The sequence below is a fragment of the Achromobacter sp. FW305-C-28 genome (assembly GCF_058783235.1).
On the sequence record NZ_JBYSYL010000009.1, the window covers coordinates 18,083 to 32,423 of the forward strand.

Sequence of the window (14,341 nt, forward strand, 5' to 3'; positions counted from 1 at the left end):
TCCTTCTGTTTTTGTATCCCGAGCCAGGCTCAGGCGTCCGCCTGCTCGGCGGGCAGGCGGTACCAATACGCGTAACAGTCTTTGAAACCGTAGCGGCCGTACAAGGCGCGCGCCGCGGTGTTTTCCGGCTCGACCTGCAGATAAGCCGTAGTAGCGCCACCCTCGGCACCGCGAGCCAACAAATGCTCGACCAGCGTCGCGGCGTGCCCTTTGCGCCGTTGCCCTGGATCCGTCACCACATCGAACAACCCCACGACATCACCATCGCGCACGGCCATGCCAGCAGCCACGCAATGGCCCTCGCTGTCTGTGGCCAGCACCGGCAAGATATCCACAGCCAGTCCTTCCAGGCGCGCTTGGTGCTCGGCGATGTGTTCCGGACGGGAATCGCGCATGCGTCCGACCGCCGCCGCGAATCGGGCAGCGTCCACTGTCTTGAAAAGCAGATCGCCCCGGGCACCAGGCCTGGGGGCGAGCGGCATGCTCATGACTCGGGTCTCGCCAGTGAGGATGTAACCACGGGACTCCAGGTCGGCGTCCAGGGCGAAATCGGGACCGATGGAGGTGATGCGCAGCACCATGGGCAAGCCATGGCGCGCATACAACGTTGAACAATACGCCAGCCGCTCGTCCAGCGGACGTGTGGATAACCCCAGCACATTGATGCTGCGTACCCGTTTGGCCGATGACGCCGAAAAACGCACCAGCCAACCGTCGTACAGCACTTGCGCGCGTACCGCCGTTGCGTTGAGCGCCGCCTCTTCGAGCCGCACGCGCAGCGCATCGCGCACGTCGGCGGGCGGCGTGTGGGGCAAGGCGTGGGTCGAAGAATGGCGCGGTGCGGCGGACATGCTGTACGGCTTATTTGTTCAGGTCGCGAACGCGCTCGATCATTTCGGCGCCGAAGGCGATGTAGGCCTGTGCGCCACGCGAGGCGCGGTCGTAGACCACGCCGGGCATGCCATAGCTGGGGGCCTCGGCCAGGCGCACGTTGCGCGGCACGACGGTCTTGAAGACCTTGTCGCCGAAGTGCGCTTCGAGCTGCGCGGACACTTGCTGTTGCAGCGTCATGCGCGGGTCAAACATGACACGCAACAAACCGATGACGCGCAGGTCGTCGTTGATGTTGCGGTGTACGCGCTTGATCGTGTTGACCAGGTCGGACAAGCCTTCCAGCGCGAAGTACTCGCACTGCATCGGAATGATGACGCCGTGCGCGGCTGCCAGGCCGTTCAGCGTCAGCAGCGACAAGGTGGGCGGGCAGTCGATCAGGACGAAATCGTATTGGCTGGCCACGGTGTCGATGGCGGCCTTGAGCTGGCGCTCGCGTTCGTCCATCTGCACCAGGTCGATCTCTGCGCCGGACAATTCACGGTTGGCGGGCAACACGTCGTAGCCGCCCGATTCCGAGCGCACACGTGCCTGCTCGATCGTGGATTCACCGATCAGCACCTGGTACAGGTTCGACTCGAGCGAATTCTTGTCGATGCCGCTGCCCATCGTGGCGTTGCCTTGAGGGTCCAGGTCCACCAGCAGCACGCGTTGCTTGTGCGTCGCCAGGCCGGCCGCCAGGTTGATGGCGGTCGTCGTCTTGCCCACACCGCCTTTTTGGTTGGCGATGCAGAAAACACGGGCGGACGAGCTGGGGGGTAAGTTCTTCATAGGGTTCCTTGACTGCGGCGCATCCAGATCAGGCAGCGTTCTGCTTGCAGCTCCGGCACCCGGAGTTGCTGAATATGGTCGACTTGCCAATCCCCGCGCGCGTGCAGCGCTACGATCTCATCATCGGGGACCTTGCCCTTCATCGCGACGAGGGTACCACCCTTGCTGACGTGCCTGCCCGCGAGCATCGCAAAATCATCCAAGGATGCGAAGGCGCGTGACGTCACAATGTTGCAGTCGGCGGGGTCCAGCGTTTCGATGCGTGCGTGGCGGGCCTGCAGGTTGGGCAAGGCCAGCGCGCCACTCATCTGCCGGACGAATGCGGTTTTCTTTTCGACGGCGTCGACGCAGGTCACGGACCATTCTGGCCGCATGACGGCCAGGACGACGCCAGGCAAGCCGCCACCGGATCCGACGTCGTAGACCTTGGCCGGCGTACCGGGCTGGCCCAGCGCCTCGCTGAACGGGCCCACCGCGGCCAGGCTGTCGAACAGGTGCTGCACCAGCATCTGTTGCGGATCGCGGATGGCGGTCAGGTTATAGGTTCGATTCCAGCGCTGCATCTGCGCCAGGTAGTCGAGCAGCTTGGGCGCTGCGCCGGCATCGGCCTGCAGCCCCAGTTGCTCGAAGGCAAGGGAGAGACGGCCGGCCATGTCTGCGCCGGCCGAATTGGGATGGGCGCTCATGCGGCTTGCTTGCGCGAGCCGTAATGCAGGCGCTTCAGGTGGATGAGCAGCAGCGAGATCGCCGCCGGCGTCACGCCCGAAATACGGGCGGCCTGGCCGATGGTCTCGGGCCGATGCGTCTTCAATTTCTGGCGCACTTCGAACGACAGGCTGGTCACGGCGTCGTAATCGACGTCCGCCGGGATGGGCTGTTGTTCGTGGGCAATCTGCTTTTGCACTTCGTCTTGCTGGCGGGCGATGTAACCGGCGTACTTCACCTGGATCTCGACCTGCTCGGCCAGCACCTCGTCGGCCACGACACCCGGGCCGGCCAGGAGCGTGCCGTCGACATTGCGGGCGGCCATCAACGCTTCATAGGAAACATTCGGGCGTTTCAGCAGATCAGCTAGTGAGTACTCACGTTCAATTGCCTTGCCCAGCAACGGCTCGGCCACTTCCAGCGGCAGCAGCCGCGGGTTCACCCACGACGACTTCAAACGTTCGACTTCCGTGGCGACGGCATCGCGCTTGCGGTTGAAGGCTTCCCAGCGGGCGTCATCGACGATTCCGAGCCGACGGCCGATTTCGGTCAGGCGCAGATCGGCGTTGTCTTCACGCAGGCTCAGACGGTATTCGGCGCGCGACGTGAACATGCGGTACGGCTCGGTCACGCCGCGCGTCACCAGGTCGTCGACCAACACGCCCAGATAGGCTTCGTCCCGGCGCGGCGTCCAAGGATCGCGGCCCAACGATTGCAACGCGGCGTTCACGCCAGCCAGCAGGCCCTGGGCCGCAGCTTCTTCGTAGCCGGTGGTGCCGTTGATCTGGCCGGCGAAGAACAGCCCGGAGATGGCCTTGGTTTCGAGCGTGCTCTTCAATCCACGTGGATCGAAGTAGTCGTATTCGATCGCGTAGCCCGGGCGCAGGATGTGTGCGTTTTCCAGGCCAGGCAAGGAATGGATCAGGTCCAGCTGCACGTCGAACGGCAGGCTGGTCGATACGCCGTTGGGGTAGACCTCGTGCGTGTCCAGCCCTTCGGGCTCGAGGAAGACCTGGTGGGATTCCTTGTCGGCAAAACGGTGGATCTTGTCTTCGATGGACGGGCAGTAACGCGGCCCCACCCCTTCGATCACGCCGCTATACATCGGCGAGCGATCCAGGCCACCGCGGATGATGTCGTGGGTACGCGCGTTGGTGTGCGTGATCCAGCACGGCAACTGCCGGGGGTGCATCGCCACATTGCCCATGTACGAAAAGACGGGAATCGGATCGAGATCGCCCGGCTGTTCTTCAAGAATGCTGTAGTTGATGCTGCGACCGTCGATGCGCGGCGGAGTGCCGGTCTTCAAGCGGCCTTGGGGCAGCTGCAGTTCTTTCAGGCGCTGGCCCAGCGAAATGGCGGGGGGATCGCCCGCACGGCCACCCGAGTAGTTTTGCAAGCCCACGTGAATCAGGCCGTTGAGGAACGTGCCGGCGGTCAGCACCACGGTCTTGGCTCGGAACTTCAGCCCAACCTGGGTAACGGCACCGACCACACGGTCGCCTTCGACCATCAGATCCTCGACCGCTTGCTGGAATAGCCACAGGTTGGGCTGGTTTTCCAGACGGCCACGGATGGCCTGGCGGTACAGCACCCGGTCTGCCTGGGCGCGGGTTGCGCGTACGGCCGGCCCCTTCGAGCCGTTGAGGATGCGGAACTGAATCCCCGCCTCGTCCGTTGCCAGTGCCATGGCACCGCCAAGGGCGTCGACTTCTTTGACAAGATGGCCTTTGCCGATCCCCCCAATGGAGGGATTGCAAGACATCTGACCTAGGGTTTCGATGTTGTGGGTCAGCAGCAGCGTCTGGGCGCCAGCGCGTGCTGCAGCCAGCGCCGCCTCGGTGCCGGCGTGGCCGCCACCAACGACGATGACATCGAATTCGCGGGGATAATCCATGATGGGGAGGTAAGAGAGCGTTCGATGCTCATTATAGAGGCAGGGGGGGCATGTTTCACGTGAAACATGGTTCGGTGCAGCAATGGGCCATGCGGTCTTCCCCTGTTCGTCTGCAAATGGCAACGCGGCGTCGGGTCTGAGCAGTCAAATATGTCGGCAATTGCCTCTGTTGGGTGGATGTTTCACGTGAAACACATCGGCGCCCTGCTCTTACCCGCGCATGTTCCACGTGAACCATGCGTCCGCCAGCAGAGGTCGGTCCGAGCCGGCTTCATGTGGAACACGGAAGATCACCCTCCTCTCACATGCCATCTATGACCGGTCACATGGCCCGCGTGCCGGTCCGGCCCCAACATAAGCGATAACGCCCCGCCAAGGTTGAGGCTCTTCGCCATGTTCGGGCAGTATGTTTCACGTGAAACATCGGCCTGTAGCCTTGGTATTGATATCCCCCGCGCAGGATGGGAGGGTAAGAATGACCGCTCCATATGCCGTCCAGAGGGCTGGATGAGGCTTATCGTTGCATGTTTCACGTGAATCATAGCTCACTGCCCACGGACAGAAAACCACCAACAAGGCATGGTCGAATGCGACGCCAACCTAATTGATCAGGTCACAGCGAGGAACGACTGCCGATGTTTCACGTGAAACATCGCACGGAGGTTCTAATATTCAACATCGAAAGTGCAATCCCACTGCACGCTACTACGTCTGAGCGCGGGTTCGACCGATCCCTACAGTGCATCAGTCTATTGAAAATGTTCCACGTGAAACACGCGCAAACTACTGCAGACCATCCAGCTTCATAGACCTTATGCGTATAGCAGAGCTGACGTTTCACGTGGAACATATCAAATCCAACCGACCGTAGGAACCAATATCGTTGCGCCCAACTGCCGGGGAACATGCAAAACAGCTCCGATCGCAGGATGTGGTCACAACAACACACCCAACTAACAAGACATTCACATGCCCATCCCGATCGCATCTGAATGAAAAAAGAAACGATTTTCTGGGCCCTACCCTACCCCTTACCCAAAAACATGGTGGATTTTCGGGTTTCACGTGAAACATAGACCGAGGCCGTGCCCGAGCTCCCTATCCTGGTGAGCGGAAAATTCACGATCCTCACGGAAGATTACGCCCGGCACCAGGCCGGCTGACCATCTCCCGTCATCCGAATGAAAAATAGCAAGGCAAGAATTTCGAACACTGCGGGCAGTCGGTAACCAGGGTCCGCCGGACCGGCTCAATCGCTTATGCGTCCCCGCAATTCGGCACGACTACGTGCTGGTGAGATCCGACCCAACCTCCAGTGCAACCGCAAACCAAGGCAGCACCCCAGCAGTAACTTCATCCCGCGCCCAGCATCCAGGGCAACCATGATTTATCAACATATCAATCCACAGTCCGCTCGGGCCGCGATCGGCCGGTTTCACGTGGAACAACTTTGGGGATAACTTGGGAAGAGGCTCCGGTTCGACAGAAGAGATTGCCCCGTCATCAGCCACGAAGTACCGACGGCAATTCAAATACCCAGATTTGGCAAAACGCACAAAACGGCAATCCCTTCCCAGGGAAATTGTCTTCAGAGCCCGTGCGCTGCTATGCGTCCGACCCGCTTCACCGTCCGTACGGGAGGATATGGCGACGCACTAATCAGCCTATGAAAAACGGTGGAAAAAATTGTGGATAAGTCAGCGCTATCGAACCCATTGGCTTTCTTAAAATCTTCGATGCGCCTGCCCACAATGCGCATGTGCCCCAACCAGACCGCGTGCCAAACGTGTTCGATGCGGGTCACACCCACTCGGGAACTTCACATCCCTGCCGAAGTCCAATCGCCGCTCCGTCTGGATCCGACTGCCGCACACGCGCCCTACTTATCCCCAACCTTATCCAGATCTGCGATCAAGCGCTGCGCTGTGCACAAGTTGCCGGGACGCTTGATGCAACAAATATCTTGCCCTCCCCTCACGGGCAACGCCATCATCCATTTGGCTGAGGCGGCATGCCAGCCACCTGTGGAAAAGTCGACGGAAGGAAATTCGACGCGAATTTTCCTTTCACGTGAAATCCACAGCAGCCCGATCATAGGCGCCGGCCACGACCCACTCAAAACACCAGATTCCCCCGGCCGTGGTCACGCGAGGACTGCTATCCCCATTTCTATCCACAGGTTGAGCACCCATCATTTGGCCGCCGAAGGCCTAATTCTGTGCATAACCGGGATGGGGATATCTTTGTGAACAACCGCCGCCGAGGCGACCCAAAACGCCGTCATTGCCTCGGCCCGCCGGCGTAAAAAAATAGCGGTCCGCGCAGAAAAACAATCAACAAAAGCCGCGTAACCACATGGTTTCCCTAGGGAAAAGCGCTATTTCCCATGGAACGGCAAGCTGGCAGCCCAGTGCTGTCAGCGCGGTGATCGGCGTCAAGAACGCAATTCATGAGGTGTCGAAAAATGTGCAAAACCGTGATTTCAAACTCACGGTTGCTTCATTACTGAGCAGTCTGATACTCATGCCCGAAAATAATTATCCACAAACTTATCCAAGGTTGGAGGATATGTTAGTGATCACTAACATCGGGCTGATCTGGGGCGGCACAAACCTCGGCCGGAATGAAACAACGCCCCAGACCGTGAGGTTCTGGGGCGTCGTAGCCAGGCTTGGCCTGGCAGACGGGAAATTGGGATTTCCCGATTTAGAGCGGGCGAATTTCGGCCGCTTGAGGTCCTTTCGGACCATCCTTGACTTCGAATTCGACTTCCTGCCCTTCGTTCAGGCTGCGATAGCCGCGGCCCTGGATGGCGGAAAAGTGTGCGAAAACATCGGTACCGCCGGTGTCCGGCGTGATGAAACCGTAACCCTTGTCAGCGTTGAACCACTTAACTTTGCCCTTCTGAGCCATTTTCCTAGCGTCCTGTAATTAACTCGAAATGCAATGAATCAAGGACGCCGTGAGAACTGAACGACCGGTAGGGATACCTGCGTTGCTGCTGCGTTCTCGCATGCCGCAAAAGCAGCAGAACGAGTCCGCGCGCTGCTTGAATCAACTGCGGAATCAGCATACTCATCCGACATTACAGACTCATATAGTTGTTTACCCCAATGTCGTATTTTTCTGACTGGAAGCTCAATCCCGTCACGCGGAATTAGCATGCCGACGCGCCAGCAACGCGTACATCGGACCGGTCACGATCACGACGAATACCATGCGCGTGACGTGGAACGCAGTGACCACGGGAACCCCTAGCTGCAGCACTTTCGCGGTGATGGCCATCTCTGCAATGCCACCTGGTGTCGTGCCCAGGATCAACGTCGGAATCGGCGCCGCGGACCACAATGACAACAACGCGCCCAAGCCAAATGCCAACGCCAATGCGATGACCGTGAACACCGCCACCGCAGCGATGAAACGCGGCGCCGCACGGAAGAAATCGGGCCGATAGCGATCCCCCAACGACCACCCGATAAAGAGCTGGCCGATCTTGGGCACGAAGTCCGGCAACGCCGACAATTCGATGCGGTTGCTGGTGAGCAGCATGGCCACCAGCATCGGCCCCAGCACCCACGGGTTGGGCAGCCTCAGCTTCATGAAGAACAGGCCTCCGATGCAGGTCAGGCCCACCAGCGCAGCCAGGCCTGCACCATCCACGGTGCGCGGCCCTGGCACGGTCGGATCGATGCCCGCAACACCCCACCACTGGAAAATGAAGGGCACCGTCAACACCACCATCAACACGCGCACGCTGTGCGCCGTGGCGACGCGATCGATACGCGCGCCGTGCCGTTCCGCCAGGCTGGCCATCTCGCTGGCGCCGCCCATCGCGCAGGAGAACCAAGCCGTCTTGAAATCGACATCGGTGTAGCGCCGCAGGATGGCGGTGCCGATGAATGCCAACCCCAATGCGAACAACATGCCGACGATGATCGGCCCGGCGTTGGCGCCGATGTGCCCGATCACCTGCGGCGTGAAATACAGCCCCAACGACGTGCCGATGACCCACTGCCCCGCGTTGCGCGCCGGCCGCGGACAAACCGTGCGAAGACCGCCGATCCGCACCGCCGCCGTCAACAGCAGCGCCCCCAGCATCCAGGGCAGCGGGATGTGCGCCCACACCGCCAGCAAGGCCCCCGTCAACGCGATCGCCAATCCGCCGAAGACTCTCAACAACATGTTCTGCACCACGACACCGTCCACGCCATAAGCTCATGAGAAACCGGAATTATGAGTTAGTGGGATACTTACGAAAACTCCCGTGCATACCTAGCGTTCACCTTCGCGCCCACCATGATCCGATCCAAACTTCCCGACGTCGGCACCACCATCTTCACCGTCATGAGCCGCCTGGCCATCGAGCACAAGGCCATCAACCTGGGCCAGGGCTTTCCCGACTTCGATCCCGACCCGGCGCTGTGTGCGCTGGTCAGCAAGGCCATGGCCGATGGCCATAACCAGTATCCCTACATGCCCGGCGTGGCGCCGCTGCGCGAAGCCATCGCCGCCAAGACGCAGGCCTTGTACGGCCGCGCCTATGACCCCGAAACCGAGATCACCGTCACCAGTGGCGCCACCGAGGCCCTGATGGCCACGGTACTGGCTGCCGTGAACAGCGGCGACGAAGTCGTGGTCATCGAACCCTGCTACGACTCGTACCTGCCCGCCATTCGCCTGGCCGGCGGCACGGCCGTGCCGGTGCCGCTGCGCGCGCCCACCGCGGACGACCCCTACTACCGCATCGACTGGCAGTGCGTGCGCGACGCCATTACGTCCAAGACGCGCCTGCTGATGCTGAACTTTCCGCACAACCCCACCGGCGCCGTGCTGGACGACAGCGACCTGGACGCGCTGGAAGCCATCGTGCGCGACACCGGCGTGCTGCTGGTGTCCGACGAGGTCTACGAACATATTGTGTTCGACGGCAAGCCGCACGCCAGCGTGGCGCGTCGCCCGTTGCTGGCCGAACACGCGTTTGTCATTTCGTCGTTCGGCAAGACGTATCACACCACCGGCTGGAAGATCGGCTATTGCTGCGCGCCGCGCCAACTGAGCGCCGAGCTGCGCAAGGTACATCAGTTCATGGTGTTCACGGTGCCGTCCCCCATGCAATTCGCGCTGGCCGAATTCATGCGCGATCCCAAGCCCTACCTGGACCTGCCCACGTTCTACCAGGCCAAGCGCGACCGCTTGGCCCAAGGTCTGGCCAAGACACGCTTCAAGCCGCTGCCCAGCCCCGGAACCTTCTTCCTGCTGGCGGACTACAGCGATATCTCCAAACAGAACGAAGCCGATTTTGCGCGTGACCTGACGGTGCGCCACGGCGTGACGGTGATCCCGGTGTCGGCCTTCTACCAGAAGCCCGATGCACCGGAATCGAACCACCGCATCGTGCGCTTCTGCTTCGCCAAGAAAGACGCCACGCTGGATGCGGCGCTGGAGCGCCTGGCGCAAGTCTGAACGCGCAATACCTCTTCCAGAAAAAAAGCCCCGCAAGGGGCTTTTCATTTTTTTCACACCGGTTCGGCGGCAACCTTCCTGGCCCGACGCACCCGGCGCATGACCTGCGGCACCACCACCACCGCCGCAGCAGCCACCCACAACGTAATGGCGACGGGGCTGGAGAACAGCACCGACACATTGCCATCGGTCATCGACAAGGCGCGGCGCAGGTTCTGTTCCATCATGTTGCCCAACACCACGCCCAGCACCAGCGGCGCCATCGGCACGCCGAACTTGCGCAGCAGGTAGCCCAGCGTACCGATGGCCGCGACCAGCAACAGGTCGAACGTACCGGCATTGATGGCGTACACGCCGATATAGCTGATGCACAGGATGCCCGGCACCATCAGCCAACCCGGCACCGACAGCACCTTCGAGAACACGCGCACCAGCGGCACGTTCATGATGAACAGCAACACGTTGGCCACGAACAGCGACGCAATCAATCCCCACACCAGTTCCGGCTTGGATTCGAACAGCACGGGACCCGGCGTGATGTTGTAGAGCGTCAGCGCGCCCATCATTACCGCAGTGGTGCCCGACCCCGGCACGCCCAGCGTCAACATCGGTACGAACGAGCCGATGGCCGATGCCGTGGCCGCCGCTTCCGGCGCCACCAGGCCGCGCATGTCGCCACGACCGAACTTGGCGTCCGGATCCTTGGCCTCGATGATGCGCTTCTCTTGCGAGTACGCCACGGCCGCGGCCACGCTCGCGCCGGCGCCGGGCAACACGCCCACGCCAAAGCCCACGAAGGCGCTGCGCACCACGCTCCACCAGGTGAAGGCCAGCTCTTTCAGATTGAAGATCTTGCGGCCGCTGGACTTGACCTCGACGCTATGTCCGGCCATCACCTTTTCCAGCATTTCCAGCATTTCGCTGACCGCGAACAAGGCAATCACCACCACCACGAAATCGATGCCGTCGGCCAGGTGCACGGATTCGAAGGTATAGCGGTATACCCCAGAGTTCGCGTCCACACCGATCACCGAAATCGACAACCCGATCATCGCGGCCAGCACGCCCTTCACCGGCTGCTTGCCGAGCAGGCTGGTCAGGCAGCAGAACGCGAAGATCATCAGCACGAAGTACTCGGCTGGGCCGAACGCCAACGCCCATTTGGCCAACGTCGGCGCGAGCAGGACCACGCCCACCACCGACACCAACGCCCCAAAGAACGCCGACCACGCGGACAGCGACAGGGCCACGTTGGCCAGGCCCTGGCGCGCCAGCGGATAGCCGTCCAGCGTCGTCATGATGGCGCTGGCTTCGCCCGGCACATTGATCAGGATCGAGGTGATGCGGCCGCCGTATTCCGCACCGACATACACCGCCGCCAGCAGGATCAGCGCGGTCTCTGGCGGCAGGTTCATCGCAAATGCGATGGGGATCAGCATCGCCACGCCGTTGATCGGCCCCAGGCCCGGCAGCACCCCCACCATGGTGCCAAAGAACGAGCCGATGGCGGCCACCAGGATGTTGGTCCACGAGAACGCAACACCGAAGCCGATCGACAGGTGATCAAGGATTCCGCTCATATCAGGTTCTCCAGCAGCCCGCCGGGCAGGACCACGTCCAGCACCTTGTCGAACAACACGAAAAAGAAAGCGCTCATGACGAGACCGCCAATCGCGCACTTGAGCCAGCCGCCGCCGAACAGGCGGCCGACAAACACCGTCATCAACGCGGTGGCGATGATGAAGCCGAGCCACTGGAAGAGAAAGGCATACGCCGTGGCGAACAGCACCATCATCACGATGCGCACATTGGCGCCGGCCGGGTTGGCCTCGACGGCGTTGCCGCCCTTGTAGGCCAGCCTCAAGCCGCACAGGCCGATGATCAATGCCAGCAGCAGCGGGAACGCGCGCGGCCCCACCGGTTCGTAGGCGAACGGCGCTTCAATGCCCCACCCCGCCCATGTCATGAAGGCCGCCAGCGCAAGCGCCGCGATGCCCAGGATGCGATCGTTCATGATCAGATTTCCGTTGGTAGCAGGACCACGCGGCGCAAGCCCGCCCGGGCCGCTGACAATGCCGGCGGCAACGGGGTGCGCCTGCAGGCGCGGTCGGAAGGAATGCCTTGCGGCTTATTTCTTGACCAGGCCGAAGGAGTCGGCCAGTTCGGCGTACTGCTTGACCTGCTGCTTCACGTAGGCATCCAGGTCGGCACCCGTCTTGTTGAAGGGGAACAGGCCCTGCTGTTCTCGCAGCTTGGAGAATTCGGGGGCGCTGGTGACGCGGTTGAACGCGGTAACCCAGAACTGGTAGTCGGCATCCGACACCTTGGGACCCACGTAGAAGCCGCGGATGATCGGCCAGACGATGTCGTAGCCCTGTTCCTTGGCGGTAGGCACGGTGCCCAGCTTGCCCGGCAGGCGCTGGTCGTTGAATACGGCCAGCACGCGGATGGGGGCGCCGCCCTCGAGCATGGTGAAGGCTTCGGCGGCGTCGCCCATGTAGGCCTGGATGTGGCCGCCACGCAGCGCCGTGACGGCCTCGCCACCGCCTTCAAACGCCACGAAACGCATCTTCTTGAAATCGACGCCGGCTGCCTTGGCGGTCAACGCTGCCTTCATCCAGTCCTGGCTGCCCACGGTGCCGCCGGCCCCCAGCACGATCTTGGTCGGGTCCTGCTTGAACGCGTCCATCAGGCCCTTCAGGTCGGTATAGGGCGAATCGTTGCGCACCACGGCCACGCCGTAGTCGGTGCCGATGGCTGCCAGCCAGCGCACGTCGTCGACGTTGTACTTGCCGAACTTGCCCTGTGCCAGGTTCAGCAGCGAACCGCCCGAGAAGGCCACGATGGTGCCGGGTTCGTTGGGGTGCTGCGCCACGATGTTGTTGTAGGCCACGGCGCCGATGCCGCCCGGCATATAGACGATGCGCATGGCGCTCTTGAGCGCCCCGCTCTGCTTGAGGCCTTCGGTGGCCAGCCGGCAGGTCAGGTCGAAACCGCCACCGGGCTGGGCCGGCGCGATGCATTCGGGGCGGCGCGGTTCGTCGGCCGCCTGGGCAGTGCCCAGGGACAAGGTCATCGCGCCAAGCGCCGCGACGGCGGCCAGGCGCAGCTTCAGGCTGGTCTGCATTGTTGTGTCTCCGTGATTTATAGGTCTAGGTATGGCTGGCGACCCGGCGAAGCACGGCAAGGCGGGTCCAGCGGATGCAACCGTACAAAACCGAAGCTTTCTAACACCTTTCAAAAAACGGGTTTTTCCTGGTGCGACGCAACATTCGCGACAGATTCCAGGGAAAACACCAGGGATGCTCGCAGCCCGGGCAAGGGGGCGCGGTTCTCCAGCACCAGGCGGGCGCCCAGGGCTTCGGCGATCGTGCCGACTATGGCCAACCCCAGGCCGGCGCCCGGCTTGTTCTTGCCGGCAGCTCCACGGCGAAAGCGGATGCCGGCACGGGCAATGTCCTCGGCTGACATGCCGGGGCCGCTGTCTTCCACGGATAGCCGCAGTTGCCCGGGTTCTCGCCGGACCAGCACGGTGATCGTTCCCCCGGGCGAGGTGTAACGGATCGCGTTGTCCACCAGGTTGCCGACCGCTTCGCGCAGCAACCATTCGGCGCCCGAGACGATGGCCGGACCAGGATCAGCGTCCAGGCCGATGTCCATCTGCCGGGCACGGGCCGTGGGCAGCAGGCTGCGGATGACCCCGTCGGCCAGCACAGCCAGGTCGACGGGTTCCAGCGAAAAGCCTCCCTCGGCGAGGGAAGCGTCTTTAGCGCGCGCCAGAGCCAGCATCTGGTTGGTGGTGCGTACGGCCCTGTCCAACCCCTCTTGCATCGCCAGAAGGGCTGTACGGACCTCCTGGGGGCATGTTTCCCGCAAGGCGTAGGCGGTCTGGGTACGCAAGACCGACAACGGCGTACGCAGTTGGTGCGAGGCGTCGTCCAGGAACTGGCTCTGGACCCTCGCCTGGGCCGCGTAGCGGGCCATGTGGAGGTTTACAGCGCCCACCAGGGGTAGGACCTCACCCGGCAGGTCAAACGCGCTGACGGGGCTTAAATCGTCTGCAGGACGCCTTTCCAGTTCTTGCCGTAACCGCGCCAGGGGTCGCAAGGCCATGAAAACGCCCAGGATGATCACCAGCACGCTGATCAGGATCACGGCCAGGTCACGCTCTACCGACCGCACCAGCACCTGGTGCAGGAACGCCTGGCGGCTTTCCAGGCCTTCGGCGACCTGGACGATAACCCGTCCCCCTTTGTTCGCATAGAGCGGCGGATCCATCGCCCGCGCCAGCGCGGCGACCCGAACCGGCATGCCCAGGTATGTCGCATAGAAAAACTGCGGTTCGCCGGACACCAGCGGCTGAGTGGGCATGGGCAGCTCAGGATGGCCGATTTCGGCCAGCCCGTCTTCGGTCGCCACTCGGTAGAACACGCTGCCATTGGCCGTCAGCTCAAAAAACTCCAGCATCAGGTATGGCTGCTCCATGGCTAATCCACCGCTGGCTGTGGATATGTTGTGGTCGATCGCGCGCAGCGCGCCCGCAAGCGAGCGGTCGTACGCAATGTCGACCTGGTTGCGCAGCTGGTGGTTCGACAGCCACAAGGCACCCATCAT

Annotated in this window: 11 protein-coding genes; 1 reads left to right on the forward strand and 10 read right to left on the reverse strand. The window is 62.1% G+C overall.

All coding sequences use genetic code 11. The features are described 5' to 3' along the window. Window positions 1-29: 29 nt before the first annotated feature. The 6 genes from AC3WMR_RS20920 to AC3WMR_RS20945 all read right to left on the reverse strand — a co-directional run bounded on the left by AC3WMR_RS20920 (window position 30) and on the right by AC3WMR_RS20945 (window position 8,446). Window positions 30-851 carry a GNAT family N-acetyltransferase gene (locus tag AC3WMR_RS20920; protein WP_492264778.1) on the reverse strand — a complete coding sequence of 274 codons (822 nt, stop codon included), beginning with the start codon at window positions 849-851 and terminating at the stop codon, window positions 30-32. A gap of 10 nt (window positions 852-861) precedes the next feature. After that, entirely contained in the window at window positions 862-1,662 is an 801-nt protein-coding gene (locus tag AC3WMR_RS20925) for a ParA family protein (protein WP_025140378.1), read from the reverse strand. Beyond that, window positions 1,659-2,348, reverse strand: a complete 690-nt coding sequence (gene rsmG / locus AC3WMR_RS20930; protein WP_492264779.1) for a 16S rRNA (guanine(527)-N(7))-methyltransferase RsmG — start codon at window positions 2,346-2,348, stop codon at window positions 1,659-1,661. The genes AC3WMR_RS20925 and rsmG overlap by 4 nt, the downstream gene beginning before the upstream one ends. Beyond that, window positions 2,345-4,264, reverse strand: a complete 1,920-nt coding sequence (gene mnmG, locus AC3WMR_RS20935) for a tRNA uridine-5-carboxymethylaminomethyl(34) synthesis enzyme MnmG (RefSeq protein ID WP_492264780.1) — start codon at window positions 4,262-4,264, stop codon at window positions 2,345-2,347. The genes rsmG and mnmG overlap by 4 nt, the downstream gene beginning before the upstream one ends. Window positions 4,265-6,970: 2,706 nt before the next feature. Further along, window positions 6,971-7,177 (reverse strand): cold-shock protein, encoded by a 207-nt coding sequence (locus AC3WMR_RS20940; protein WP_025140381.1) that lies wholly within the window; start codon window positions 7,175-7,177, stop codon window positions 6,971-6,973. A 234-nt stretch (window positions 7,178-7,411) separates the two neighbouring features. Beyond that, the gene (locus AC3WMR_RS20945; RefSeq protein WP_492264979.1) at window positions 7,412-8,446 is read right to left on the reverse strand and encodes an AbrB family transcriptional regulator; all 1,035 of its coding nucleotides are present in this window, start codon (window positions 8,444-8,446) and stop codon (window positions 7,412-7,414) included. Window positions 8,447-8,560: 114 nt separating this feature from the next. Between AC3WMR_RS20945 and AC3WMR_RS20950 the strand changes: the two genes are divergently transcribed. Further along, complete coding sequence (locus AC3WMR_RS20950) at window positions 8,561-9,727, forward strand: pyridoxal phosphate-dependent aminotransferase (protein WP_492264781.1); 1,167 nt, start codon at window positions 8,561-8,563, stop codon at window positions 9,725-9,727. Between the two features lie 53 nt (window positions 9,728-9,780). Here AC3WMR_RS20950 and AC3WMR_RS20955 read toward each other — a convergent pair whose 3' ends face one another. From AC3WMR_RS20955 to AC3WMR_RS20970, 4 genes are all read right to left on the reverse strand, one after another. Further along, window positions 9,781-11,307, reverse strand: coding sequence for a tripartite tricarboxylate transporter permease (locus AC3WMR_RS20955; protein ID WP_492264782.1), 1,527 nt, complete (start codon window positions 11,305-11,307; stop codon window positions 9,781-9,783). Then, the gene (locus AC3WMR_RS20960; protein WP_492264783.1) at window positions 11,304-11,741 is read right to left on the reverse strand and encodes a tripartite tricarboxylate transporter TctB family protein; all 438 of its coding nucleotides are present in this window, start codon (window positions 11,739-11,741) and stop codon (window positions 11,304-11,306) included. Before AC3WMR_RS20960 ends, AC3WMR_RS20955 begins: the two co-directional genes overlap by 4 nt. 114 nt (window positions 11,742-11,855) lie before the next feature. Continuing rightward, the gene (locus tag AC3WMR_RS20965; protein ID WP_492264784.1) at window positions 11,856-12,854 is read right to left on the reverse strand and encodes a Bug family tripartite tricarboxylate transporter substrate binding protein; all 999 of its coding nucleotides are present in this window, start codon (window positions 12,852-12,854) and stop codon (window positions 11,856-11,858) included. 110 nt (window positions 12,855-12,964) lie between these two features. Then, entirely contained in the window at window positions 12,965-14,341 is a 1,377-nt protein-coding gene (locus AC3WMR_RS20970; protein WP_492264980.1) for a sensor histidine kinase, read from the reverse strand.